This is a genomic window from Pseudomonas reidholzensis, assembly GCF_900536025.1.
In the GTDB taxonomy this organism is placed as follows: domain Bacteria; phylum Pseudomonadota; class Gammaproteobacteria; order Pseudomonadales; family Pseudomonadaceae; genus Aquipseudomonas; species Aquipseudomonas reidholzensis.
Genome location: NZ_UNOZ01000003.1, coordinates 129,705 through 154,744, shown reverse-complemented (window position 1 = coordinate 154,744; position 25,040 = coordinate 129,705). Strand labels below are relative to the sequence as shown.

The 25,040-nt window shown below is 65.4% G+C and carries 24 protein-coding genes; 11 read left to right on the top strand and 13 right to left on the bottom strand.

The features are described 5' to 3' along the window. Window positions 1-44: 44 nt before the first annotated feature. From CCOS865_RS03755 to CCOS865_RS03740, 4 genes are all read left to right on the top strand, one after another. The gene (locus CCOS865_RS03755) at window positions 45-320 is read left to right on the top strand and encodes a DUF493 domain-containing protein (protein ID WP_119138060.1); all 276 of its coding nucleotides are present in this window, start codon (window positions 45-47) and stop codon (window positions 318-320) included. Then, complete coding sequence (lipB, locus tag CCOS865_RS03750) at window positions 320-967, top strand: lipoyl(octanoyl) transferase LipB (protein WP_119138059.1); 648 nt, start codon at window positions 320-322, stop codon at window positions 965-967. The genes CCOS865_RS03755 and lipB overlap by 1 nt, the downstream gene beginning before the upstream one ends. A 2-nt stretch (window positions 968-969) precedes the next feature. Continuing rightward, entirely contained in the window at window positions 970-1,986 is a 1,017-nt protein-coding gene (gene lipA, locus CCOS865_RS03745; RefSeq protein ID WP_119138057.1) for a lipoyl synthase, read from the top strand. 76 nt (window positions 1,987-2,062) lie between these two features. Next, the gene (locus CCOS865_RS03740) at window positions 2,063-2,998 is read left to right on the top strand and encodes a S66 peptidase family protein (protein WP_119138055.1); all 936 of its coding nucleotides are present in this window, start codon (window positions 2,063-2,065) and stop codon (window positions 2,996-2,998) included. 132 nt (window positions 2,999-3,130) lie between these two features. Here the strand turns inward: CCOS865_RS03740 and CCOS865_RS03735 are convergent, their stop codons facing one another. From CCOS865_RS03735 to leuS, 5 genes are all read right to left on the bottom strand, one after another. After that, window positions 3,131-4,447: a lytic murein transglycosylase gene (locus CCOS865_RS03735; RefSeq protein WP_119138053.1), complete on the bottom strand. Its 1,317-nt coding sequence runs from the start codon at window positions 4,445-4,447 to the stop codon at window positions 3,131-3,133. Window positions 4,448-4,508: 61 nt separating this feature from the next. After that, a complete protein-coding gene (arfA, locus tag CCOS865_RS03730) occupies window positions 4,509-4,673 on the bottom strand; it encodes an alternative ribosome rescue factor ArfA (protein ID WP_119138052.1) in 165 nt (54 codons plus the stop codon). A 166-nt stretch (window positions 4,674-4,839) separates the two neighbouring features. Next, complete coding sequence (holA, locus tag CCOS865_RS03725; RefSeq protein WP_119138050.1) at window positions 4,840-5,877, bottom strand: DNA polymerase III subunit delta; 1,038 nt, start codon at window positions 5,875-5,877, stop codon at window positions 4,840-4,842. A 38-nt stretch (window positions 5,878-5,915) separates the two neighbouring features. Continuing rightward, window positions 5,916-6,521 (bottom strand): LPS-assembly lipoprotein LptE, encoded by a 606-nt coding sequence (locus tag CCOS865_RS03720; RefSeq protein ID WP_119138048.1) that lies wholly within the window; start codon window positions 6,519-6,521, stop codon window positions 5,916-5,918. A 61-nt stretch (window positions 6,522-6,582) separates the two neighbouring features. Beyond that, window positions 6,583-9,189 carry a leucine--tRNA ligase gene (gene leuS, locus CCOS865_RS03715; protein ID WP_119138046.1) on the bottom strand — a complete coding sequence of 869 codons (2,607 nt, stop codon included), beginning with the start codon at window positions 9,187-9,189 and terminating at the stop codon, window positions 6,583-6,585. Window positions 9,190-9,426: 237 nt separating this feature from the next. On the opposite strand from leuS, the gene CCOS865_RS03710 reads away from it, so the two are divergent. Together CCOS865_RS03710 and CCOS865_RS03705 are read left to right on the top strand one after the other, a co-directional pair. Then, window positions 9,427-9,741, top strand: coding sequence for a hypothetical protein (locus tag CCOS865_RS03710; RefSeq protein ID WP_119138044.1), 315 nt, complete (start codon window positions 9,427-9,429; stop codon window positions 9,739-9,741). Between the two features lie 132 nt (window positions 9,742-9,873). After that, on the top strand, window positions 9,874-10,635 hold the full coding sequence (locus tag CCOS865_RS03705; RefSeq protein ID WP_119138042.1) for a YdcF family protein: 762 nt from the start codon (window positions 9,874-9,876) through the stop codon (window positions 10,633-10,635). A gap of 138 nt (window positions 10,636-10,773) precedes the next feature. Here the strand turns inward: CCOS865_RS03705 and lnt are convergent, their stop codons facing one another. Genes lnt through CCOS865_RS03685 form a run of 4 tightly spaced genes read right to left on the bottom strand, consistent with a single transcriptional unit; the run spans window position 10,774 to window position 14,624 of the window. After that, entirely contained in the window at window positions 10,774-12,291 is a 1,518-nt protein-coding gene (gene lnt, locus CCOS865_RS03700; RefSeq protein ID WP_119138040.1) for an apolipoprotein N-acyltransferase, read from the bottom strand. An 8-nt stretch (window positions 12,292-12,299) separates the two neighbouring features. Next, a complete protein-coding gene (locus tag CCOS865_RS03695; protein WP_119138038.1) occupies window positions 12,300-13,139 on the bottom strand; it encodes an HlyC/CorC family transporter in 840 nt (279 codons plus the stop codon). Window positions 13,140-13,144: 5 nt separating this feature from the next. Further along, window positions 13,145-13,633, bottom strand: coding sequence for an rRNA maturation RNase YbeY (gene ybeY / locus CCOS865_RS03690; protein WP_119138036.1), 489 nt, complete (start codon window positions 13,631-13,633; stop codon window positions 13,145-13,147). Further along, window positions 13,626-14,624: a PhoH family protein gene (locus CCOS865_RS03685; protein WP_119138034.1), complete on the bottom strand. Its 999-nt coding sequence runs from the start codon at window positions 14,622-14,624 to the stop codon at window positions 13,626-13,628. Before CCOS865_RS03685 ends, ybeY begins: the two co-directional genes overlap by 8 nt. A 211-nt stretch (window positions 14,625-14,835) precedes the next feature. Between CCOS865_RS03685 and CCOS865_RS03680 the strand changes: the two genes are divergently transcribed. Further along, entirely contained in the window at window positions 14,836-15,162 is a 327-nt protein-coding gene (locus tag CCOS865_RS03680; protein WP_119138239.1) for a DUF1820 family protein, read from the top strand. Between the two features lie 3 nt (window positions 15,163-15,165). Here the strand turns inward: CCOS865_RS03680 and CCOS865_RS03675 are convergent, their stop codons facing one another. The 4 genes from CCOS865_RS03675 to CCOS865_RS03660 form a co-directional block, all read right to left on the bottom strand. Then, on the bottom strand, window positions 15,166-15,723 hold the full coding sequence (locus CCOS865_RS03675; RefSeq protein ID WP_119138032.1) for a tetratricopeptide repeat protein: 558 nt from the start codon (window positions 15,721-15,723) through the stop codon (window positions 15,166-15,168). A gap of 164 nt (window positions 15,724-15,887) precedes the next feature. Then, window positions 15,888-17,171 (bottom strand): glutamate-1-semialdehyde 2,1-aminomutase, encoded by a 1,284-nt coding sequence (gene hemL / locus CCOS865_RS03670; RefSeq protein ID WP_119138030.1) that lies wholly within the window; start codon window positions 17,169-17,171, stop codon window positions 15,888-15,890. Window positions 17,172-17,187: 16 nt separating this feature from the next. Then, window positions 17,188-17,811 carry a thiamine phosphate synthase gene (thiE, locus tag CCOS865_RS03665; protein WP_119138028.1) on the bottom strand — a complete coding sequence of 208 codons (624 nt, stop codon included), beginning with the start codon at window positions 17,809-17,811 and terminating at the stop codon, window positions 17,188-17,190. A gap of 21 nt (window positions 17,812-17,832) precedes the next feature. Continuing rightward, window positions 17,833-18,630: a hydroxymethylpyrimidine/phosphomethylpyrimidine kinase gene (locus CCOS865_RS03660; protein WP_119138026.1), complete on the bottom strand. Its 798-nt coding sequence runs from the start codon at window positions 18,628-18,630 to the stop codon at window positions 17,833-17,835. A 262-nt stretch (window positions 18,631-18,892) separates the two neighbouring features. Here CCOS865_RS03660 and CCOS865_RS03655 point away from each other — a divergent pair, with 262 nt between their 5' ends. The 4 genes from CCOS865_RS03655 to CCOS865_RS03640 all read left to right on the top strand — a co-directional run bounded on the left by CCOS865_RS03655 (window position 18,893) and on the right by CCOS865_RS03640 (window position 24,995). Further along, on the top strand, window positions 18,893-20,872 hold the full coding sequence (locus tag CCOS865_RS03655; RefSeq protein ID WP_119138024.1) for a sensor histidine kinase: 1,980 nt from the start codon (window positions 18,893-18,895) through the stop codon (window positions 20,870-20,872). A gap of 110 nt (window positions 20,873-20,982) precedes the next feature. Further along, window positions 20,983-22,635: an acyl-CoA dehydrogenase family protein gene (locus CCOS865_RS03650; RefSeq protein ID WP_119138022.1), complete on the top strand. Its 1,653-nt coding sequence runs from the start codon at window positions 20,983-20,985 to the stop codon at window positions 22,633-22,635. A gap of 236 nt (window positions 22,636-22,871) precedes the next feature. Then, complete coding sequence (gene amn / locus CCOS865_RS03645) at window positions 22,872-24,359, top strand: AMP nucleosidase (protein ID WP_167469005.1); 1,488 nt, start codon at window positions 22,872-22,874, stop codon at window positions 24,357-24,359. Window positions 24,360-24,365: 6 nt separating this feature from the next. Next, window positions 24,366-24,995 (top strand): pseudouridine synthase, encoded by a 630-nt coding sequence (locus tag CCOS865_RS03640; RefSeq protein WP_119138018.1) that lies wholly within the window; start codon window positions 24,366-24,368, stop codon window positions 24,993-24,995. The last annotated feature ends 45 nt before the right edge of the window (window positions 24,996-25,040 follow it).

Here is a 25,040-nt window from a genome sequence, read left to right as displayed (position 1 = left end):
CGCGGGAGCGTTGTTGTTGCCACGGCTTACGAGGCCGTTTCCGCATGAGCGAAGCTGACGTCAAGTCGCACAAGATCGAATTCCCCTGCGCCGATTATCCGATCAAGGTGATCGGCGACACCGTGGTCAATTTCCGTGACACGGTGATCGAGATTCTCAAGAAGCACGCCGAGGTCGACATGAACACCTTGGCCGAGCGTCAGAGCAAGGAAGGCAAGTACACCACGGTGCAACTGCACATCGTTGCCACCAGCGAGGACCAGCTGCACGATATCAATAGCGCCCTGCGCGCTACCGGCATCGTGAAAATGGTGCTCTGATGCCCGCATGCCTCGGTGTTCGCGAGCTTGGCCTGCAGCCCTATGAACCGGTGCTGGAAGCCATGCGACGTTTTACCGAGCAGCGTGGCCCGGACAGCCAGGATGAAATCTGGCTGGTCGAACACCCCGCGGTCTTCACCCAGGGCCAGGCCGGCAAGGCCGAGCACCTGCTGGTACCGGGCGACATCCCGGTGGTGCAGACCGACCGCGGCGGCCAGGTGACCTACCATGGCCCCGGCCAGTTGGTGGCTTACCTGTTGCTCGACGTGCGCCGGCTGGGTTTTGGCGTGCGTGAACTGGTCAGCCGGATCGAGCACAGCCTGATCGATCTGCTCGCCAGTTATGATGTCGAGGCCGCGGCCAAGCCCGATGCGCCGGGTGTTTACGTCGACGGGGCGAAAATCGCCTCGCTCGGCCTGCGAATCCGCAACGGTCGTTCGTTCCACGGCCTTGCCCTGAACGTGGACATGGACCTCGCGCCATTCCGCCGAATCAATCCCTGCGGATATGCGGGGCTGGCAATGACCCAGCTGCGCGATCAGGCAGGTCCGATCGAACTCTCCGAGGTCAGGACAAGGCTGCGCGGACAGCTGGTCAAGCACCTCGCCTACGCTGAGCAGACGACCCTCATGGGCGGAATCGACTGAATATGACAATTGTGCAAGAAGCCGTGCCGAACCTGATACCGAGCCAGGATGTCACCCCGCGCCCCGCGCCGAAGAAGGTGGAAGCTGGCGTGAAACTGCGTGGCGCCGACAAGGTCGCGCGCATCCCGGTCAAGATCATCCCCACCGACGAACTGCCGAAGAAGCCTGACTGGATCCGCGTGCGCATCCCGGTTTCGCCGGAAGTCGACCGCATCAAGCAACTGCTGCGCAAGCACAAGCTGCACAGCGTGTGTGAAGAAGCCTCCTGCCCGAACCTGGGCGAGTGCTTCTCTGGCGGTACCGCGACCTTCATGATCATGGGCGACATCTGTACCCGTCGCTGCCCGTTCTGCGACGTCGGCCACGGCCGGCCGAAGGCGCTGGATGCCGACGAACCGCACAACCTGGCCGTGGCCATCGCCGACCTGCGCCTGAAGTACGTGGTGATCACCTCGGTGGACCGCGACGACCTGCGCGACGGCGGTGCCCAGCACTTCGCCGACTGCCTGCGCGAGATCCGCAAGCTGTCCCCGGGCGTGCAGCTGGAAACCCTGGTGCCGGACTACCGCGGCCGGATGGACGTGGCCCTGGCGATCACCGCCCAAGAGCCGCCAGATGTGTTCAACCACAACCTGGAAACCGTGCCGCGCCTGTACAAGGCTGCGCGTCCGGGCTCGGACTACGACTGGTCGCTGGACCTGCTCGAGAAGTTCAAGCAGATGGTCCCGCACGTACCGACCAAGTCCGGCCTGATGCTCGGCCTGGGCGAGACCGACGAGGAAGTCATCGAAGTGATGCATCGCATGCGCGAGCACAACATCGACATGCTTACCCTCGGCCAGTACCTGCAGCCGTCGCGTAGCCACTTGCCGGTGCAGCGCTTCGTCCACCCGGACACCTTTGCCTGGTTCGCCGAAGAAGGCTACAAGATGGGCTTCAAGAACGTCGCATCCGGCCCGCTGGTGCGTTCGTCCTACCATGCTGACCAGCAAGCGCACGAAGCCAAGATCAAGCTCTGAGTCAGGGCAGCAGGACACATGCCGATGCGCGCCGAGAGGCGCCATCGGCATTTTTTATTGGGGAAGGAGTTGCTCGATGGACGGTGTTGAACGCCGCGGTTTGCCGTTGCCCAAGGCCTTGTCGGCCACTGCCTGTTTCGCCATCGTCGCGCCTGCCGGGCCGGCGCGGCTGGACGCTGAAAAGGCCCGCCAGTGGTTTGCCACACGCGGTTACCAGTGCCGCATCTACCCTGCGGTGAGCGAGGCCCAGGGGTATCTGGCGGGCACCGACCAGCAGCGTGTGCAGGACCTGCACGACGCCTTTGCCGATCCGCAAGTGGACGCCATCCTGTGCATGCGGGGTGGTTACGGCAGCATGCGCCTGCTCGACAGGCTCGACTTCGAGCTGATCCGCCGTCATCCCAAGCCGTTGATCGGCTACAGCGACATCACCGCGTTGCACATGGCGCTCGATCGGCACGCCGGCTTGCTGAGCTTTCATGGCGGCATGCTCAATGCCGATCTGCTCGGCGACAAGCTCGAGCCGACGCTGAGCTCACTGCTGAAGCAGTTGCATGGGGCGTTGGGGGAGGGCGACGAGATTGTTCATCCGCTGGCGTACCCGTTGACCACGGTGGTGCCTGGGGTGGCCAGCGGGCGCTTGCTTGGCGGCAATCTGTCGATGCTCGGGGCGACGCTTGGCACCTTGGCAGAGATCGATACCCGCGACAGCATCCTGTTGATCGAAGATGTGAACGAGCCGCTGTACCGGGTCGACCGGCTGCTGACCCAGTTGCGCCTGGCGGGCAAGCTGGAGGGTGTGCGTGGCGTGCTGGTGGGGGATTTTGCCGGGGTGACGGTGGCGGCCATGACGCCCTTGCTGCTGGATATCTTCGGGCCGTTGGGGATTCCCGTGTTGGCCGGATGGCGCAGTGGGCACTGTGATCCCAATGTCTGCCTGCCGATGGGCGCGCGGGTGCGGCTGGACAGTGAAGGGCAGAAGGTGGTGCTGGGGCAGGCGCTGTTTCAGTGAGATAGGCAGCGACCCCTTCGCGGGGCAAGCCCGCTCCCACAGGATCTGTACTGGACCCCGAATTCCGGCGTACCGAGAACCTGTGGGAGCGGGCTTGCCCCGCGATGGGCCGCAGAGCGGCCCCTGGCAGGATCAGCGCTGACGCAAGCCATCCAGCAGCTTGTGGGTCGGATAACCATCCGCCGGCATGCCCTGCGCCTGCTGGGCATTGCGGATCGCCTTGCGCGTGTTGGCGCCAATGATGCCGTCGGCATTGCCCGCCTCATGGCCACTGGCATTGAGCAGGTTCTGCAGCTCGATGCGCTCGCTGCGGCTCAGCGGCAGGTCGCCTTTGGGCCAACTGCCGGCAATGAAGCCCCAGCCCGAGAAGCGATCACCCAGCAGGCTCACCGCCAGCGCATAGGACGACGAGTTGTTGTACTTGAGGATCGCGCGGAAGTTATCCAGCACCAGGAACGCCGGGCCACCGGCCCCGGCAGGCAACAGCAGGGCCGCCGACAGCTGATTGCTGCCTGCCGGCAACTGCGTGCCGTTGGGCAGTTGCACGCCCAGTTGCAGCCATTCGCTGACCGTCTTGCGCTGTACCCCGTCGGCGATCCAGTAGTCGAAGCCGGCCGGCACCCGGACCTCGAAGCCCCACGGTTGGCCGCGCTTCCAGCCCGAGCTCTGCAGGTAGTGGGCGGTCGAGGCGAGGGCGTCGGCGGTGCTCTTCCAGATGTCGCGGCGGCCGTCACCGTCGAAGTCCACCGCGTGGGTGTTGTAGGTGGTCGGGATGAACTGGGTCTGGCCCATCGCGCCGGCCCACGAGCCGAGCATGGCCTCGGGCTGGATATCGCCGTTCTGCAGGATCTGCAGCGCCGCGATCAACTGGTCCTGGGCGAACTGCGGGCGGCGGCCTTCATAGGCCAGGGTCGCCAGCGAACGGATCACCGACTTGCTGCCCTGGAACTGACCGAAGTTGCTTTCCATGCCCCACACCGAGACCAGCACCTGGCGGTCGACGCCATAGCGCTGTTCGAGCCGCGAGAGCAGTTCGGCGTTTTCGCCGAGCAGCCGCTTGCCGTTGCGCACGCGCACGGGCGACAAGGCGCCGTCGAGGTATTCCCACACCGGGCGGCTGAACTCAGGCTGGCTGCGGTCGGCCTTGATCACGTCCATGTCGGGGGTGATGCCGACGAACGCGCGGTCGAACAGGCTGGCACTGATGCCGGCTTGCAGGGCTTGCTGGCGGAAGCCCGCCTGCCATTGGGCGAAGGTCTGCACGGGTTGGATTTCAGTGCTGACGTCCGTCGCGCTGCCGGGCAGGGTCACCACCGGAGCGGGCTGGGCAGGTGCCAGCGGCAGGGCGTCGGCGGCGGTGGGTTTTTCCGCGCAGGCGACGAGCAGAATGAGGCTGGAGGCGGCGATCAGCTGGCGGGGTTGCCAGCGTGGGAACAGACTGAAGAGCATGCACAGATCCAGGAATTACAGGTCAGGTGCCGACCATACCATGCCTGCGCGTGTGATGCTTTCATGCGGCCAAAAAGTAAGAAGCCTCCCAATCTCTCGATTGGAAGGCTTCGCGGCGGTAGCTGCCTTTGCCCTTGTCGGGTTGTTCCTGGCGGCTGCGGAACAACGGTTGGGCGATGATCGACTTGGCCTTGTTGGGGCCGTGTTTTTTCGGCTTTTTGCTCATGCGAGAAGTCCCGTCCGGGTGCTGAGTGACGGGGCGCACTGTAAGGCCGTGCCCGGCTAAGGGCCAATTGATTGTATATATGAGAGGTCTGCTGCCGCCAAGCGCAATCCCTGTGGGAGCGGGCTTGCCCGCGAAGGGCCGCACAGCGGCCCCGGCGATCAGTGGTTTACTGCGACGGCAACGCCAAACGCTGGCCGGCCATCAACAGCGACAACCGCGCCAGGCTGGTCCAGGGTGAGCCCTCGGCCTGGCCCTTGATCTGCGCATCGATGCGCTGGGCATCCTGCAGCAACTGCGCCCAACGCTGCGCCGAGAGCCGTTGCAGGGCCTTGCTGACCAACGGTCGGCGCTTGTCCCACACCGGTGGCTTGGCCTGGCTGAACGCCTTGTCCAGCGGTATGCCCTGGCTGAACTGCAGGGCAATGCCCGCCAGCAGGCGCAGCTCGCGGGCCAGCGCCCAGAGAATGACCGGCGGCTCGACGCCCTCACCGCGCAACCCTTCGAGCATGCGCAGGGCATGCGCCGCTTCACCCTTGAGGATCGCATCGACCAGCCCGAAGACATCGAAACGGGCACTGTCGGCCACCGCAGACTGCACCGTCTCGACGGTGATCTGATTGCCTTCGGCGAGCAGCTTGAGCTTTTCGATCTCCTGGGCGGCGGCCAGCAGGTTGCCTTCGACGCGGGCGGCGATCAGGTCGACGGCGTCACGCTGGGCCGACAGCCCGGCCTGCGCCAGGCGCTGGTTGATCCACTGCGGCAACTGCTGGGCGTCGACCGGCCAGATCTGGATGAACTGGCAGTGCGTGCCTTCGACCAGCGCCTTGCCCCACTTGGTCTTCTGCGCGCTGCCATCGAGCTTGGGCAGGCTGATCAGCAACAGCGTGTCTTCGGCAGGCCTGCTGCAGTATTCGATCAGCGCGGCCGCGCCCTTGTCGCCAGGCTTGCCGGAAGGCAAGCGCAGCTCGAGCAGGCGCCGCTGGGCGAACAGCGACAGGCTGGCACCCGCCTGGAGCAGGGTACCCCAGTCGAAGTTGGCGTCGGCACTGAACACCTGGCGTTCGTCGAAGCCCTGCTGGCGGGCCGCCGCACGAATGGCGTCGGCGGCTTCCTGGCAGAGCAGCGGGTCATCACCGCTGACCACGTAGACCGGTGCCAGAGCGCCTTGCAGGTGCTTGTTGAGTTGGGCGGGGGCGAGCTTCATGAGAAGAGTCGGGGCACCGGGCGGTGCCCCGTACGGGCTTACTGGCCCGGTACTTCCACAGGAGATTGCTGCGGGGTCTCATCGCGGTAGCGCTGGGCAGCGGCTGCGGCCTGGGCTTCTGCCTGGGCGCGCTGGTCGGCCTTGCTCTGCAGCTCGTCGAGCTGCGCCGGGGTCAGCATCTGCAGGCGCACGACCATGCCTTGCACCAGGTCGCGGCGCAGTTCTTGGCGGGTCTGGTCGGCTTGCTGGTCGGAGCCGGTGATGTTGTCGCCGTCGTGCACGTAGATCTTGCGCACTTCGAGCTTGTCGCTGAGCAGCGGCACGTCGTTCAGGCCGACGATGCTGTAGTCGAGCACGGTGGTGAGCTCGTATTCGACCGAGCGATTGCCACCGCTGTAGCTGGCAGCGCGCTGGGATTCCTGCTCGTTGGTCAGGATCAGGTGATACGGCGCGCCCGGGTGAACGTCGACGCCACTGTTCTTCAGCACCTGACGCAGCTGGGTCACGGTCTCGCCGTAGGCGTTGCGTGCACTGAGATCCAGTTCCTTGAGGGTCAGCTCGCTGGTACCGGTACCGCGCAACTGGAAACCGCAGGCGCTGAGCATGACGGCCAGGCCCATTACCAGCAAATTGCGTTTGATCATGTTGTTGCTCCCTTGTGGGCCGATTCCGCCCGCCCGCAGTGTCTGCGGGCGGGCGTTGCCATCAGTTGGCGACGATGTTGACCAGTTTGCCCGGTACCACGATGACCTTGCGAATGGTCAGGCCGTCGGTGAAGCGCAGCACGTTGTCGTTGCTGCGGGCAGCGGCCTCGACTTCTTCGCGGCTGGCGGCGGCCGGCATTTCGACCTGGCCACGCAGCTTGCCGTTGACCTGTACCACCAGCGTCACGGTGTCTTGCACCAGGGCGCTGTCGTCAACGCTCGGCCAGCTGGCGTCGATCACCGGCTGGGCATGGCCCAGTTCGTTCCACAGCGCATGGCTGATGTGCGGGGTGATCGGTGCCAGCAGCAGGGTGACCGCTTCCAGGCCTTCCTGAAGCAGCGCACGGTCTTGTGCGGTGGCCTGCGGGGCTTTTTCCAGCACGTTCATCACGGTCATCACCTGGGCAATGGCGGTGTTGAACTTGTGGTGCAGGCCGACATCGCTGCTGGCTTGCTTGATCGCGGCGTGAATGGCGCGACGGATGACCTTTTGCCCGTCATCCAGCGCAGCGATGTCCAGTGCGCCCGGCAGGCCCTGGCTGACGTGGGCCTGGGTCAGGCGCCAGACGCGACGCAGGAAGCGGCTGGCACCCTCGACGCCAGAGTCGGACCATTCCAGGCTCATGTCGGGCGGCGAGGCGAACATCATGAACAGGCGGCAGGTGTCGGCGCCGTAGGCATCGATCATCGACTGCGGGTCGACGCCGTTGTTCTTCGACTTGGACATCTTCTCGGTGCCGCCGATTTCCACCGGCAGGCCGTCGGTCTTCAGGCGGGCGCTGATGACCTTGGCCTTGGCGTCACGCTCGAGCTCGACATCGGCCGGGTTGAACCAGTCCTTGCCGCCATTGCTGGCAACGCGGTAGTAGGTCTCGGCAACGACCATGCCCTGGGTCAGCAGGTTCTTGAACGGCTCGTTGGAGGTGACCAGGCCTTCGTCGCGCATCAGCTTGTGGAAGAAGCGCGCGTACAGCAGGTGCAGGATGGCGTGTTCGATACCACCGATGTACTGATCGACCGGCAGCCAGTAGTTGGCCGCTTTCGGGTCGACCAGGCCCTGGTCGTAGTTAGGCGAGGCGTAGCGGGCGAAGTACCAGGACGACTCGACGAAGGTGTCCATGGTGTCGGTTTCGCGCTTGGCCGCGGTGCCGCATTTCGGGCAGGTGCATTCATAGAACTCGGGCAGCCGCGCCAGCGGCGAACCGGCGCCGTCCGGCACGACGTTCTCTGGCAGCTTCACCGGCAGTTGGTCTTCCGGTACCGGCACGTCACCGCACGATGGGCAGTGGATGATCGGGATCGGGCAGCCCCAGTAACGCTGACGGCTGATGCCCCAGTCGCGCAGGCGGAACTGGGTGCGCGACTTGCCGAGTTCCTTGCGGATCAGTGCGGCTTCGATGGCGTCGAAGGCACCCTGGAAGTCCAGGCCGTCGAACTCGCCGGAGTTGATCAGTTGGCCATGCTCGCCGTAGGCGGCCTGCCATTCGCTGCCGACGTCATCGCCAGCACTGGTACGTACCACGGCCTTGATCGGCAGGTTGTACTTGTGGGCGAACTCGAAGTCGCGCTCGTCGTGGGCCGGCACGGCCATGACCGCACCGTCGCCGTAGTGCATCAGCACGTAGTTGGCGACCCATACCGGCAGTTTCTCACCGGTCAGTGGGTGCTCGACGAACAGGGGCGTGGGCATGCCCTGCTTCTCTTGGGTGGCCATGTCGGCCTCGGCAACGCTGCCGCCCTTGCACGCATCGATGAACGCCTGCAGCGCAGGGTTGCCTTCGGCGGCCTGCGTGGCCAGCGGGTGCTCGGCGGCCACCGCGACATAGGTAGCGCCCATCAGGGTGTCAGGACGGGTGGTGAAGACTTTCAGTGCGCCTTCATGACCGATGCTGGCCTGGTCGTACGGGAACTGCACTTCCATGCCGCGCGACTTGCCGATCCAGTTGCGCTGCATGGTCTTGACCTGCTCAGGCCAGCCCGGCAGCTCGTCGAGGCTTTCCAGCAGCTCGTCGGCGTAGTCGGTGATGCGGAAGTAGTACATCGGGATTTCGCGCTTCTCGATGAGCGCGCCCGAACGCCAGCCACGGCCGTCGATGACCTGTTCGTTGGCCAGCACGGTCTGGTCGGCCGGGTCCCAGTTGACGGTACCGTTCTTGCGGTAGATCACGCCTTTTTCGAACAGGCGGGTGAACAGCCACTGTTCCCAGCGGTAGTAGTCCGGCTTGCAGGTGGTGACTTCACGCGACCAGTCGATGGCCAGGCCCAGGCTCTTGAGCTGGGTCTTCATGTAGTCGATGTTTTCGTAGGTCCACTTGGCCGGGGCGACGTTGTTTTTCATCGCCGCGTTTTCTGCCGGCATGCCGAAGGCATCCCAACCCATGGGCTGCAGGACGTTTTTACCGAGCATGCGCTGGTAGCGGGCAATCACGTCGCCGATGGTGTAGTTGCGCACGTGGCCCATGTGTAGCTTGCCGCTCGGGTACGGGAACATCGATAGGCAATAGAAAGTGTCTTTGCCTGGCTGTTCGGTAACAGCGAACGATTGTTGCTCGTCCCAGGATTTCTGGGCGGCGGCTTCTATGTCACGGGGCGTGTATTGTTCGTGCATGGCTACTTTTGGCTGAGAGAGAAGAGACCTTGTTCCCGGCAGCGGAACCTCGCTGCGTCCGGCACTCCGGCGTCGGTAAGAGTGAACGCCGTAGCATACATGAGCGCCGCGCATCGTGGGAAACCCTATTGCGCCCAGGCGCCCCGCGGGCCGTTTGTCGCAGCGCTCGTCTGCTTTTTGCAGTGCCGCTAAGCTCAGGTGTGGGGGAGATATCGTTATCTTCAATGAGGTGAACGGATGGGAGAGTCGCAGCTACCCGCAACCAAACCGGAGCTATACGAACGCCTGATCGACCGTCTGGGCCTGGCACTCGAAATCGCCAGGACGTCGGTCAGATTGCGCGACGAGATGCCAGCCGAACTGGAGTTGCGCGGCCTTAGCCATGCAGAGTTCGAAGTGATCAAGGCGTACCTGGAATCCCTCCCGGAACGCCGCAACGCCTGCGCCGCTGCCCCCCAGCAGCCTGAGCAGGCGAGCGCCAAGATCGTCTGGCTGAAGGACAAGAAACGCACCGCCACCCCGGCGAGATCCAGGACGCTGCCCTTGCGATAGCTGTTCAGGATTCAGGCGCAGATCGTCACGCGCCGGTTCTATTCCAACACATCCCACGACAGGCGCCGGCTGCAGACTTGTTGCCCGGCGCCGATCCTTTTAGGCTGCACGCCTTCACAGGAGGTGTGCGCAGTGCCTATTCGATACTTCATCAAGCAATGGCTGATGCCACCGGGGCTGCTCTTGTTGCTGTTGCTCGGTGCCTGGTGGCTGCGCAAGCGCCGCCCGCGCCTGGCCCTGGCCTGTTTTGTCGCGGGGCTGGGTGGCTTCTGGCTGATGAGCCTGCCGCTGGTGGTCGAGCAGGTCGCGCGGCAGCTGGAAACCGAGCCGCCGTTGAGCGTGCAGGCGTGGTCAGGCCTGGCGGGGCGGGCGGATGCGATCGTGGTGCTTGGCGCGGGTCGCGAACGGGGCGACCTGGCCTGGGGCGGCCAGGATCAACCCACCGGCACGGCGCTGGAGCGCATGCGCTTTGCGGCGCAGTTGGCCAAGGCGTCCGGGTTACCGGTGCTGACCAGTGGTGGCTTGCACTACGGTACCCCGCCGAGTGAGGCGCGGTTGATGGCCGACCGCCTGCGCGATGACTTCGGTGTGGTGGTCAAGTGGCAGGAGGAGGGCAGCCGCACCACCTGGGAAAATGCCCAGATGAGCGCCGCAGTGTTGCAGCCGCTGGGGATTCGCCGTGTGGTGGTGGTGACCCAGGCCTGGCATATGCAGCGTTCGCGCTGGAGCTTCGAGCAGGCCGGGTTTGAAGTGGTGCCGGGGCCGGTGGGGTTCCTCGGGCAGGATCACGGCCGGCCGTTCGCTGGGCTCCTGCCGGATAACCGGGCGATCTGGCAGAGCGGGCAGTTGCTCAATGAAGTCGCGGGGCTGGTGGGGTACCGTCTGTTCTACTGAGCCGTGGCACTTGGGGCCGCTTCGCGGCCCATCGCGACACAAGGCCGCTCCCACAGGCTCAGCGCAGGTTTCAAGCCTTGCGCCTACCCTGTGGGAGCGGCCTTGTGTCGCGATGGGCTGCGCAGCAGCCCAATGATCCTAAACGGTCTTGGCGATACGCCCGGCCAGCAACGCCCAGCCCATCAGCAGCGCACAGACAATCGCCAGCGGCCACGAGCGCCACTGCAGATAAGGCGTCAGTTGCTGCATCGGCACGACTTCCCCATACAGGATCGCCTGCTGGAACTGCGGGATCTGCGTGGTGATCCGACCAAACGGATCGATCAGCGCAGTAATGCCGTTGTTGGTCGCACGGATCATCCAGCGGCCAGCCTCCAGTGCGCGCATCTGGGCCATCTGCAGGTGCTGCAGGGGGCCGATCGAAGTGCCGAACCAGGTGTCGTTGCTGATGGTCAGGAGCAGGTCGCTGCGCGCCGCCAGGCTGGCGGCAAACTCCGGATAGACCACCTCGTAGCAGATGTACGGGGCAATCTGATAACCCTTGGCCTGCAGCAGCGGCTGGTCTTCGGGGCCGCGGGCAAAGTCCGACATCGGCAGGTTGAAGAACTCGATCGCGCCACGCAGCATGTCCTGCAGCGGCACGTACTCACCGAACGGCACCAGCTTCTGCTTGAGGTAGGTGCCATCGCCTTCACCGGTCACGGTGATGCCGTTGTAGTAGCGCCGTTGCCCGTGCACCACTTCGCGCACCGGCACCCCGGTGATCATCGCCGAATGCCGCTCCGCGGCGAACCCGCCCATCATGTTCAGGTAGCCCTGGGCCTGTTCCTTGAGCACCGGCACCGCGGTCTCCGGCCAGATCAGCAGGTCGACCGGCTTGGAGCTGAAGCTCATGTCGCGGTACAGCGCCAGCTGCGCGTTGACGTGGTCCGGGTCCCATTTCAGGTCCTGGGCGACGTTGCCCTGCACCGCCGCGACGGTCAGCGGGTCGCCGGCCGGGCGGGTCCAGGCGTGGTTTTTCAGGGCCATGCCGAGGATCCACGGCGCCACCAGCAGCACTGCGCCGATGGCCATGAACGACGGCCGGGCCCGCAAGCGGTGCAGGTTGCACAGCAGTGCAGCGCTCAGCGCCAGGGCAAACGAAATCAGCCACACGCCACCCAGCGGGGCGAGGCCGGCCAATGGTCCGTCGAGCTGGCTGTAGCCCGAGTAAAGCCACGGGAAACCGGTCAGGAACCAACCGCGGAAGGCCTCCTGCAGCAGCCACAGCGCGGCGAAGCACAAGGCGTCGGCCAGCGGCGCCTCGTTGCGCCGCAGCCAGCGCGCCCAGAGCCAGGCGGGGAGGGCGAAGAACCAGGCGATCGCCGCGAAGAACGCGAGCAGCAGCACGATCGCCAGCAGCGGCGAGGCGCCGCCGTAGGTGTTCATGCTGACGTAGATCCAGCTGGTGCCGGCGCCGTACAGGCCAAAGCCGAAGCACCAGCCACGGCCCATGGCCTGGCGCGGGCTCAGCTCGCGCAGGCCGGCGTAGAACAGGCCTACGGCCAGCAGGGCCAGCGGCCAGAAGTCAAAAGGCGACAGGGCCAGCAGGGTAGACGCGCCGGCCGCCATGGCCAGCAGGTTACCGGGCCAGCCGGGGCGGGTGATCCAGCGCATGGTTTTCCTTAACGGGTGATCGGGGTCAGGCGCAGCAGGTGCACACGCCGGCTGTCGGCGTTGAGAATACGGAACCGGTAGGCGCCGATCTCGGTGGTTTCGTTGCGCTTGGGCAGGTGGCCGAAGGCACTCATCACCAGGCCGCCAACGGTGTCGAACTCATCGTCGGAGAAGGTGCTGTCGAAGAACTCGTTGAAGTTCTCGATCGGCGTCAGGGCCTTCACCAGGAAGTCGCCGCTGGGCAGCGGTTTGATGTAGCTGTCTTCTTCGACATCGTGTTCGTCTTCGATGTCGCCGACGATCTGCTCGAGCACGTCTTCGATGGTCACCAGGCCCGCCACGCCACCGTATTCGTCGATGACCACGGCCATGTGGTTATGGTTGGCGCGGAACTCGCGCAGCAGCACGTTGAGCCGCTTGGATTCGGGCACGAAGGTGGCCGGCCGCAGCAGGTCCTTGATGTTGAAGCTGTCGCCGTTCTCCTTGAGGATCAACGGCAGCAGGTCCTTGGCCAGCAGGATCCCGAGCACATCATCGTGGCTTTCGCCGATCACCGGATAGCGCGAGTGCGCCGCGTCGATCACCGACGGCAGGAACTCGCGAGGCGACTGGCTGGCCTTGATGCTGATCATCTGCGAGCGCGGCACCATGATGTCGCGCACCTGCAGGTCAGCGACCTGGATGGCGCCTTCGACGATGGTCAGCGCTTCGCTGTCGAGCAGCTTGTTCTGATGGGCTTCGCGCAGCAGCTCGAGGAGCTCCTGGCGGTTTTTCGGCTCATGGGCAAAAGCCTGGGTCAGTTTACCCAGCCAGGACTTTTGCCCGTTGCTCGATCGGTCTTCGCTCATGGCGGTTACTCGTGGTCCTTGCAGATATCGGTGTGGGGGAGTTCGTCGTCGGCGTATGGGTCCGGATGACCCAGTTCTGCCAGCAATGTTCGTTCCAGGGCTTCCATCTCTTCGGCTTCGTCATCGTCGATGTGGTCGTAGCCGAGCAGGTGCAGGCAGCCATGGATGACCAGGTGTGCCCAGTGCGCTTCGAGCGCCTTGCCTTGCTCGGCCGCTTCACGCTCGACCACTGGCACGCAGATCACCAGGTCGCCTAGCAGCGGTATGTCGAGCAGCTCGTCGGGGACGTCGGCAGGGAAGGACAACACATTGGTTGCGTAATCTTTATGACGGTAGGTGTGATTGAGCTCACGCCCTTCGGTTTCATCGACCAGGCGAATGGTCATTTCCGAGTCGGCCGTGCGCTGGCGCAGGGCCAGTTCGCACCAGCGGCGGAAGGCGGCATCATCAGGGGCGGCGGCGTCCGTGGCCCGTTGCAGGTCGAGTTCAAGCATCGCGGGCGGCTGCCTCGGCTTGAGCCTGGCGGCCCTCGAAACGGTCGTAGGCCTCGACGATGCGCTGCACCAGCGGGTGGCGCACGACGTCTTTGGGCTGGAAATGGGTAAAGCTGATGCCCGGCACGTCCTTGAGCACCTCGACCACGTGGGCCAGCCCGGACTTGGTGCCGCGCGGCAGGTCGACCTGGGTGACGTCACCGGTGATCACCGCGGTCGAGCCGAAGCCGATGCGGGTGAGGAACATCTTCATCTGCTCGAGGGTGGTGTTCTGGCTTTCGTCGAGGATGATGAAGCTGTTGTTCAGGGTGCGACCGCGCATGTAGGCCAGCGGGGCGATCTCGATCACCTGGCGCTCGATCAGCTTGGCCACGTGTTCGAAGCCGAGCATTTCGTACAGGGCGTCGTACAGCGGGCGCAGGTACGGGTCGATCTTCTGCGCCAGGTCGCCGGGCAGGAAGCCGAGCTTTTCGCCGGCCTCGACCGCCGGGCGCACCAGGAGGATGCGCCGCACTTGTTCACGCTCCAGGGCATCGACGGCGCAGGCCACGGCCAGGTAGGTCTTGCCGGTACCCGCTGGGCCAACGCCGAAGTTGATGTCGTTGGCCAGGATCTCTTTTACATAGCGCTGCTGGTTGAGCCCGCGCGGGCGAATGTTGCCCTTGCGCGTGCGCAGCGAGACGCTGACCTCGTTCACCGCCGGGTTGTCGATGTGCTCGACGGCCGACTCCTGCAGGTAGAGATGGACCGTTTCCGGCGACAGCTCGAGGGCCTTGGTCTCGCGATAGAGACGGCGCAGCAGCTGTTCAGCGGCGGAGGTGGCCTTGGGATCGCCGACCAGTTCGAACTGGTTGCCGCGGTTGCGGATCTCGATGGCCAGGCGTTGCTCGATCAGGCGCAGGTGCTCGTCGAACTGGCCGCACAAGTTGGCGAAACGGTGGGCCTCGAAAGGTTCGAGGATGAAACGATGGGGTTGTATGGGTGCGTTCAAGGTGGTTTTAGGCCGCTCGCCGGCAATAGAGGTGAACTCAAGAATAACCCCTGATCGGCAGTGGCGAAAGCACTGAAACGATCAAGGGTCGCCGCAGCGTCCGGTGCTCTACGACCTATTGCCGACGCAAGGCCGCTGGCACAGGAATCACCGGGCGGCGGGCTCTGCTATGATGCGGGCCATTTTCAACCGTATGTGCCCAACGCCGATCATGAGCAAACGCGAACCCGCCATCTACAAAGTGATCTTCCTCAATCAGGGGCAGGTCTTCGAAATGTACGCCAAGCAGATCTTCCAGAGCGATCTGTGGGGGTTCCTCGAGATCGAGGAGTTCGTGTTCGGCGAGCGCACGCAAATGGTCGTCGACCCCAGCGAAGAGAAGCTCAAGGCGCAGTTCGAGGGCGTCATCCGCAGTTTCGTGCCGATGCATTCGATCGTGCGTATCGATGAGGTGGAGCGCCTGGGTACGGCGAAGATCAGCGAGGCCAAGATCACCGGCAACGTGATGCCGTTCCCGATGCCAATGCCCGACAAGTAAGGGTCAGGGCAGCGGCGCGAAGGGGCTGCGGCCCTCGGCGTTCTGCAGCTCGAGGAGGTATTTGCGGAAGATCTGGCCGAGCACCTGGGTGGCGTGCTCGAGTTCGTCGCGGGGCATCTGCTCGGTGACTTCGTCGGCCAGGTCGAGGGCGTCTTCGGCGCCGTTGACCGCGGCCATCTTCAGCAGGATGTAGGCCTGCACGTTGTTGGCCTTGACCCCTTCACCGTGGAAGAACATCGAACCGAGGCGGTATTGCGCCTGGGCGTGGCCCTGCAGCGAGGCTTTCTGGAACCAGTTGAGGGCTTTGTCGAGGTTGCGCGGCGACTGTTCACCACCCTCGGTATAGAAGAACTCACCCAGCTCGTACTGCGCCTGGGCATCCCCGGACTCAGCCGTTTGCTCGCACACCTTGAGGGCGTTCTGCAGGTCTTCTGGCTGAACGTTGAGAGTGCAGCGGCCCGTCGCAGGAATGAGCAACGAGTTACCGCCCTCCGCCGAGGCCAGCAGGGGCTGAAGAAGCAACAGGCAGCCCAGGGTCAGGGCGCGGCCGGTGCGGTTCATGGGGATCGACTTACCTCTGCAAAGCTGCGACCGATGTCTCTGGTGGCACATTATGGGATAAGCAGCGCCAACCTTACAAAGTTTTACTCGAAATTCTGATCACGTGTGGCCAGCACTGGCCCTTTCGCGGGGCAAACTCGCGAAAGGGCCGACACAGGCGGGGATTACTTGAGCTTGGCAAACGCCCGCTCAGCCGCATCCAGGGTGATCTTCAGCTCGGTATCACCGTGCACGATGGAGGTGAAGCCCGCCTCGTAGGCGCTTGGCGCCAGGTACACGCCGCCTTCCAGCATCAGGTGGAAGAAGCGCTTGAAGCGCTCCAGGTCGCTGGCCATCACGTCTTCGAAGGTGACGATATCGTCGGCACCGCTGAAGTACAGGCCGAACATGGCCCCCGCCTGGGTGGTGACGAACGGCACGCCAGCGGCATCGGCGCGCTGTTGCAGGCCATCGAGCAGGTTGCTGGTGAAGGCGCTCAGCTCGTCGTGGAAGCCCGGTCGGCTGATCAGCTTGAGGGTGGTCAGGCCGGCGGCCATGGCCAGCGGGTTACCCGACAGGGTACCGGCCTGGTAGACCGGGCCGAGCGGGGCGATGCATTCCATGATCGCGCGCTTGCCGCCAAAGCAGCCGACCGGCATGCCGCCGCCGACGATCTTGCCGAAGGTCGACAGGTCAGGGGTGATGCCGTAGTAACCCTGGGCGCCGCCGAGCGATACACGGAAACCGGTCATCACTTCGTCGAAGATCAGCACCACGCCATGTTTGTCGCACTGCTCGCGCAGGCCTTCGAGGAAGCCCGGCGCCGGCGGTACGCAGTTCATGTTGCCGGCCACCGGTTCGACGATGATGCAGGCGACGGTCTTGCCGACGTCGGCCAGGGTCTTCTCGACCGCGGCGATGTCGTTGAACGGCAGGGTCAGGGTGTGCTTGGCGAAGTCCGCCGGCACGCCCGCCGAGCTCGGCACGCCCTGGGTCAGCAGGCCCGAGCCGGCCTTGACCAGCAGGCTGTCGGAGTGGCCGTGGTAGCAGCCTTCGAACTTGATGATGGCGTCACGGCCGGTGTAGCCACGGGCCAGGCGAATGGCGCTCATGGTCGCTTCGGTACCGGAGCTGACCATACGGACCATTTCCATCGACGGCACCAGCGAGCAGACCAGGTCGGCCATCTCGGTTTCCATCGCGGTCGGCGCGCCGTAGGACAGGCCGTGCTCCAGCTGCTTGCGCACCGAGGCCAGCACCTCTGGGTGGCTGTGGCCGAGGATCATCGGCCCCCACGAGCCGACGTAGTCGACGTAGCGCTTGTCGTCTTCATCGATGACGTAGGCGCCTTCGGCGTGCTTGAAGAACAGCGGGGTGCCACCCACGCTCTTGAAGGCGCGCACGGGCGAGTTGACGCCACCGGGGATGTGCTTCTGGGCTTGGGCAAACAGCAGTTCGGAACGGGACATGGGGTTTCTCTCGAATTCAGGAAGCGAACAGGGCATTGAAGGCGCGTGCGCGGCGGGTGACTTCACGCGCATCGTCGGCGCCAAACAGGCCGTGGATCACCGCCAGCAGGTCGGCGCCATGGGCGACCAGCGGGGCGGCGTTGTCGAGGGTGATGCCGCCGATCACGGCGATCGGCAGCTTCACCTGGGCGCGGGCCTGTTCCAGCAGTTCGACGCTGGCAGCCGGCGCGCCGGGCTTGGTGACGGAGTTGAAGAAGCGGCCAAAGGCGATGTAGCTGGCGCCTTCGGCGGCGGCCTGCTGGGCCAGCTCGAGCTGCGCATGGCAGGTCGAGCCGATGATCGCGCCGCGGCCGAGCAGGGCCCGTGCCGGGGTCAGCGGGCCATCGGTCTGGCCCAGGTGGACGCCGACACCCAGGCGCGCGGCCAGCTCGGCGTCGTCGTTGATGATCAGCGCGGTGCCATAACGCTCGCACAGGCGCTTGAGCGCCTCGGCCTCGCGCAGGCGCTGGGCCTCATCGGTGCTTTTGTCGCGGTATTGCAGAAGGCGCACGCCGCCTTCCAGGGCCGCTTCGACATGCGACAGGAAACGGCCGGCAAGCAGCTGGCTGTCGGTGATCGCGTACAGACCGCGTAGCTTCATTTCAGGCCTCGTGTGCGTCAATCAGGAGCAGAAGTCCAGCGGCAGCCGGCGTGGGACGAACTGGCCGCGGCCCAGTTGTTCGGCGTCACGCAGGGTCCGCCAGGTGTAGTCGAGGGCGCTGCGCACGGCGCTTTGCAGCTGCTCGCCGAGGGCCAGGCGACCGGCCAGGGCGCTGGCCAAGGTGCAACCCGAGCCATGGTAGCTGCCCGGCAGGCGCTGGCAGGTCCAGGTCTGGCTGGTGCCGTCGCGGCTGTACAGGCGGTTGTGGATCTGCTCTTCGTCGCCGTGACCGCCGGTGATCAGCAGGTGTCTACAGAAGGCCAGGAGCTTGTCGGCGCATTCGTCGGCAGTGCCGTCCGGCAGTTCGGCGAGGATGCGCGCTTCGGGCAGGTTCGGCGTGGCGATGGTGGCCAAGGGCAGCAGGCGTTCACGCACGGCATAGCCGACTTCGTCCTTGCCCAGGCGGCCACCGCCCCCGGCGCGCAATACCGGGTCGCAGACCAGCGGCAAGTGCGGGTGGGCGGCGAGCAGTTCGGCGACGGTGTCGACCATCTCGATCGAGCCGAGCATGCCCAGCTTGACCGCGGCCACCGTCGAGTCGCTGAGCACGGCGTTGGCCTGGGCCAGCACCCACTCGCGGTCGAGCACGCGGAAGTCGGACACATTGACGGTATCCTGTACGGTCAGGGCGGTCACGGCGGGTGCGGCGTGACAGCCTTGAGCGATCAGGGCTTCGATATCTGCCTGCAGGCCGGCGCCGCCACTGGGGTCGTGGCCGGAGAGACAGAGGACAACGGGGCGGGAGCTGTAGGTATTCATGGTCGGCGAGCTTACCACCAAACCTATTTGCGCGAAGCTTCCGGCGCAGTGATTTTGTTGATCAATTGGTCAGGAACTGTCTCGATTACTCGCTGAAAGTGTCGGGATAGAGCTGTTGCATTAAAATGCCAGTAGCTGCCAGGTGGGCCGTACGGCTATGCTACAGTGCACGGATAACTCGATAATGAGCTCTGCCGGATCACGTCGTCTCAAAAGGATGGGAGGCCACTGCGACGCGACCGGACAGACAGGCTGGGGCTGTATGCGCTATTTGCTGATGTTGCTTCTGGGCTGCTGGCCCGTGCTCGCCGGAGCGGTCGATTTCGACGACGCTACCCGGCGCCTGCCGTTGGGCAAGGTCATGCAGGTGTTCGAGGACCGCAGCGCCAACGCCAGCATCGCCGAGGTCAGTTCGGCAGAATTCGCCAAGCGTTTTCAGTCGCACCATGACGACGTGCTCAATGCCGGCTACTCCAACTCGGTGTTCTGGCTGCGCATCGACTTGCGTTACCTGGCCCCCACCGGCGGCGCCCCCCGCCCGTGGCTGCTGGAGCTGGCCTACCCACCGCTCGACCACCTCGAGCTGTACCTGGCCGACGGACAGGGCGGCTATCGCTTGGCCCAGCGCACCGGTGACGCCTTGCCCTATGCCAGCCGGCAGATCCTGCAGAACAACTACCTGTTCGAATTACCGCTGCAACCCGGGCAGCCGACCACGGCCTACCTGCGCCTGCACAGCCAAGGGTCGGTGCAGGCGCCGCTGACCTTGTGGTCGGTGAATGCCTACATGGAAGACCAGCCGACCCGCCTGTATGTGCTGGGGATGATCTACGGCGTGCTGCTGGTGATGCTGGTGTACAACCTGTTCATCTACCTCAGCGTGCGCGATGTCAGCTACCTCTACTACATCCTCTACATTGCCTCGTTCGGGCTGTACCAGGTGTCGGTCAACGGCGCCGGAGTGGCCTATTTCTGGCCCGACAGCCCGTGGTGGGCGAATGCCTCGACGCCGCTGTTCATCGGCGCCGCTGGTTTGTTCGGCTGCCAGTTCGCCCGCCACTTCCTGCGCCTGGGGCGGCTGAGCCCCGGCTTCGACCGGCTGTTGCAGGTCTTGATGCTGGGCGGTGCGCTGGTGATGGTCCTGGCGGTGACCCTGCGCTACGGCATCGCCCTGCGCATGGCCACGGTGCTGGCGCTGCTGTTCACCGTGAGCATCTTCACCGCCGGGCTGTATGCCTGGTCGCGCGGGGTGCGGGTGGCGCGCTGGTTCATCATTGCCTGGTCGGCGTTTCTGCTCGGCGGGCTGGTCAACACGCTGATGGTGCTGGGCTACCTGCCCAACGTGTTCATCACCATGTACGCCAGCCAGCTCGGCTCGGCGCTGGAAGTGGCGCTGCTTTCGCTGGCCCTGGCCGACCGCATCAACAGCCTGCGCGAGCAACAGGCCGAGGCCCTGCGCGACACTGGCCGGACGCTGGAGCAACTGAACCAGCAACTGGCCCGCAGCAACCGCCTCAAGGATGAGTTCCTGGCCACCGTGACCCACGAACTGCGCACCCCGATGAACGGCGTGATCGGTTCACTGGAGCTGATGCACACCCTGCCCATGGACGCCGAACACGCGCAGTACCACCGGACCGCCGCCGGCTCCGCGCAAGACATGATGGCCATGGTCGACGATATCCTCATCCTCACCGAGCTGCAGGCCGGGCGCCTGCGCAACCAGGTCGCGCCGTTCAGCCTCAGGCATGAGCTGCAGGCCCTGCGGGCGGGGTTTGCCGGGCAGGCCCTGAGCAAGGGCTTGTACCTGAGCCTGGATATCCCGGCCGAATTGCCTGACCAGTTGTCGGGGGATGGGCACAAACTCATGCGCTGCCTGGCCTGTCTGGTCGACAACGGCCTCAAGTTCACCCACCAGGGCGGGGTGATGATTCAGGTGCGCGGGCGCCGGGTGCGGCCCGACCGTGTGGCGCTGACCTTTGTCGTCAGTGACAGCGGCATCGGCTTCGAGGACCTCGACCAGGCGGTGCTCTATCAACGTTTCTTCCAGGTCGACGGCTCGATGACCCGGCGTTATGGCGGGCTGGGCATCGGCCTGTCGATCTGCCGGCAGTTGGGTGAGTTGATCGAGGGCACGCTGTCGCACGAGTCGACGCCCGGCTTGGGCAGCCGTTTCGAACTGACCCTCAACCTGGCGCTGGCGCAAGTCCAGGCGCCGCCGAGCCGTGCGGCGAGGTTCTAGCAGGGCGCGTCCCGATCCGGCGGCGATATAGGCGTTTTTGTCACTTTGACTGACCGCTGAGCGGTGCTTCACTGGACGTCTCAGGCCCGCACGGATCCAGGAGCGCCGCAATGAACCTGCACCAGTACGCCGAAACCCATGAGGTGACCAACCAGCCGCCGTCGCTGGACGGCGCCAACCTCTATCGCCTCGACCAGCCCCTGCAGGAATGGTCGCGGCGCTACGGCGCGGGCTGGGCCGAGGCGCGGATCGATGCCTACGGTGCCCTGGCCGGCGGGCCGCTGATGGCGGCCGGGTTTCTCGCCAATGCGCACAAGCCGACGTTTAGCAGCCACGACCGTTACGGCCACCGCATCGACCTGGTCGAGTTTCACCCGGCCTACCATGAGCTGATGCGCACCGCCGTCGAGCACGGCTTGCCGTCGCTGCCCTGGACCGAGCCGCGTGCCGGCGCGCACGTCGCCCGCGCCTCCATGACTTACCTGCACACCCAGGCCGAGGCCGGCAGTGGTTGCCCGTTGACCATGACCTTCGCGGCCGTGCCGACCCTGCGCCTGCAACCCGAGCTGGCCCAGTACTGGCTGCCCAAGGTGCTGGTGCGCGAGTACGACCCGCGCAATGTCGGCGACCAGCACAAGGCCGGGGTCACGCTCGGCATGGCCATGACCGAGAAGCAGGGCGGCACCGATGTGCGCGCCAATACCACGCGTGCGTATCCGGTCGGTGCGCCGGGGCCGGGCCAGGCCTACGAGCTGGTCGGCCACAAGTGGTTCTGCTCGGCGCCGATGTGCGATGCCTTCCTCACTCTGGCGCAGACCGACAAGGGCCTCAGCTGTTTTCTGCTGCCGCGTCACCGCCCGGATGACAACCGCAACCAGTTCTACATCCAGCGCCTGAAGAACAAGCTCGGCAATTGCTCCAACGCGTCCAGCGAAGTGGAGTTTCGCGGCGCCCTGGCGTGGATGGTCGGCGAGGAGGGGCGCGGTGTGCCGACCATCATCGAAATGGTCGGCATGACCCGCTTCGACTGCATGGTCGGCTCCAGCGCGCTGATGCGCCAGGCGCTGACCCAGGCCGCGCACCACTGCGCCCACCGCAAGGTCGGCGGCCGGCTGTTGAGTGAGCAGCCGTTGATGCAGAACGTGCTCGCCGATCTGGCCCTGGAGAGCGAAGCGGCACTGGCCCTGAGCCTGCGCATGGGCCAGGCGCTGGACCAGCCCGAAGACCCGCAGCAGGCGCATTTTGCCCGGTTGCTGACGGCGGTGGGCAAGTACTGGATCTGCAAGCGCGCGCCGGCAATGATCAACGAGGCGGCGGAGTGCATGGGCGGCGCCGGCTATGTCGAGGACAGCATCCTGCCGCGGCTGTACCGAGAGGCGCCGGTCAACTCCACGTGGGAAGGCTCGGGCAATGTGCAGTGCCTGGATGTGCTCCGGGCCTTGTCCAAGGAACCCGGGGTGCTCGATGCGCTGTTCGCCGAGCTGGGCGACGGCCATGGTGATCCGCGCCTGGCCGCACATATCGGCAAGCTCAAAGGGGCGTTTGCCGACACGGCGGACATCCAGTACCGGGCGCGGCAACTGACCGAGGACATTGCCCTGGCGGTGCAGGCCAAGCTGTTGCTGGAGGCGGGCGATGCGCTCGTCAGTGATGCGTTCATTGGCAGCCGCCTGAATGGCGGCGGGCGGGTGTACGGCGCGTTGCCGCGAGGGATTGATGCCGAAGCGTTGGTGGCGCGGGCGATGCCAGTCTGGTCGGCCTGAGGCGACGCCTTCGCGGGTAAACCCGCTCCCACAGGTGTAGCGGTGAGCCTCAGGGCGCCGGGGACCCTGTGAGAGGTGTAGCGGTGAGCCTCAGGGCGCCGGGGACCCTGTGAGAGGTGCCGCGGTGAGCCTCAGGTCACTGGGGGCCCTGTGGGAGCGGGTTTACCCGCGAAAAGGGCGATGCGGTGGCATGGGGGTGTAATTGCCCGCGAAGGTAGGCAAGATGGAAGCCATGCATGTCAGAAGACAGGAAGCCCAGCGTGAGCCAAGCGTTTGAAGTCGTTGATACCCCCGAACAGGCCGTCGACCGTCTGGCGGCCTTGCATGAACAGGCCACCGGGGCCCTCAGCCAGGCCCTCAAGCGCTACCTCAAGGACCGCACCGAACCGGATGCCGAGGAGCGCGCGCTGTACCGTTACCCCGCCTTGCGCCTGACCTACTACAGCCACGGCGAAGTCGCCGCGACCACCCGCGCCTACGCCAAGGTCCAGGTCGCCGGCACCTACAGCGTCACCGTCACCCAGCCTGCCGCGTTCCGGGCGTACCTGCTCGAGCAGCTGCGGCCCTTGATGCACGACTACACGGTGACCGTGGAAGTCGGCGTCAGCGAACAGAACATCCCTTACCCCTACGTGGTCGAGCAGGGCGACGAGCTGGCCGGTACCGGCATCACCGCCGCCGCGCTGGCGCGGGTGTTCCCCAGCACCGACCTGTCGGCCGCCACCGACGATATCGCCGATGGCCTGTGGGACTGGAGCAAGGCCGAGGACCTGCCGCTGGCGCTGTTCGACGCCGCCCGGGTGGACTTTTCGCTGCGCCGCCTGGTGCACTACACCGGCAGTGACTGGCGCCATGTGCAACCGTGGATCCTGCTGACCAACTACCACCGCTACGTCGACCAGTTCATCGGCCATGGCCTCGAGCTGCTGCGCGCCGACCCGCGCTTCGTGCGCATGGTCCTGCCGGGCAACGTGGTGATCGAAAAAGGCATGGACGACGGCGAGACCCAGGCCCTGGTGGCCAGCGTGGTATGGCACCGCTTCCAGATGCCGGCGTACCACCTGATCGCCGCCGATGGCGATGGCGTGACCCTGGTCAACATCGGCGTCGGCCCGTCCAACGCCAAGAACATCACCGACCACCTCGCCGTGCTGCGCCCGCACTGCTGGCTGATGATCGGCCACTGCGGTGGCCTGCGGCAGTCGCAGACCATCGGCGACTACGTGCTGGCCCACGCCTACATGCGCCGCGACGGCATTCTCGACCGGGTGGTGCCGCCGAACATCCCGATCCCGGCCCTGGCCGAAGTGCAGCTGGCGCTGCAGGAAGCCGCCGCGCAAGTGACCGGCGAGCGCGGCGACGAGCTGAAGAAGCGCCTGCGCACCGGTACCGTGCTCACCTACGATGACCGCAACTGGGAGCTGCGCTGGGCCCAGGAGCGGCCGCTGATCAACCTGTCGCGCGCCGTTGCGGTCGACATGGAGAGCGGCACCATCGCGGCCCAGGGCTACCGTCTGCGGGTGCCGTACGGCACCTTGCTGTGTGTCTCGGACAAGCCGCTGCACAGCGAGATCAAGCTGCCAGGTTCGGCCAACGCGTTCTACAACCGGGCGGTCAGCCAGCACCTGAAGATCGGCATCGCCGCCCTCGACCTGCTGCGCACCGAGCTCAATTCGCTGCACTCGCGTAAACTGCGCAGCTTCGATGAGCCGCCGTTCCGCTGAGGATCCATGCCCCTGCCACCCCGTTCCAAGCCGCGCCGCCCTCCGGCGCGGCCTGCCGGCCCATACCGCCAGCCCAAGCCGGCGCCGGCCGAGCCACGCCTGATCCTGTTCAACAAGCCGTTCGACGTGCTCACGCAGTTCAGCGACGGCGAGGGGCGGGCGACGCTCAAGGATTTCATCGATATCCCCGGCATCTATCCCGCCGGCCGCCTGGACCGTGACAGCGAAGGCTTGCTGCTGCTGACCAACGACGGTCGCTTGCAGGCACGCATCGCCGACCCCAAGCACAAGCTGGCCAAGACTTACTGGGTGCAGGTGGAGGGGGAGCCGAACGAGGAGCAGTTGCAGCGCTTGCGCCAGGGGGTCGAGCTCAATGACGGCATGACCCTGCCCGCCGAGGCTCGCTTGCTGGAGGAGCCGCAGCTGTGGCCGCGAGATCCGCCGGTGCGTTTTCGCAAGAGCGTGCCGACCAGTTGGTTGGAGCTGGTGATTCGCGAAGGGCGTAATCGCCAGGTCAGGCGCATGACGGCCGCGGTCGGTTTGCCGACCCTACGCCTGGTGCGCGTGCGCATTGGTGACTGGAGCGTGGAAGGGCTGGATCAGGGCTGCTGGCGCGAGGTTGCGCCCAAGCTTTGAGCGCAGCGCCGACGCCATCGCGGGCAAGCCCGCTCCTACAACAGC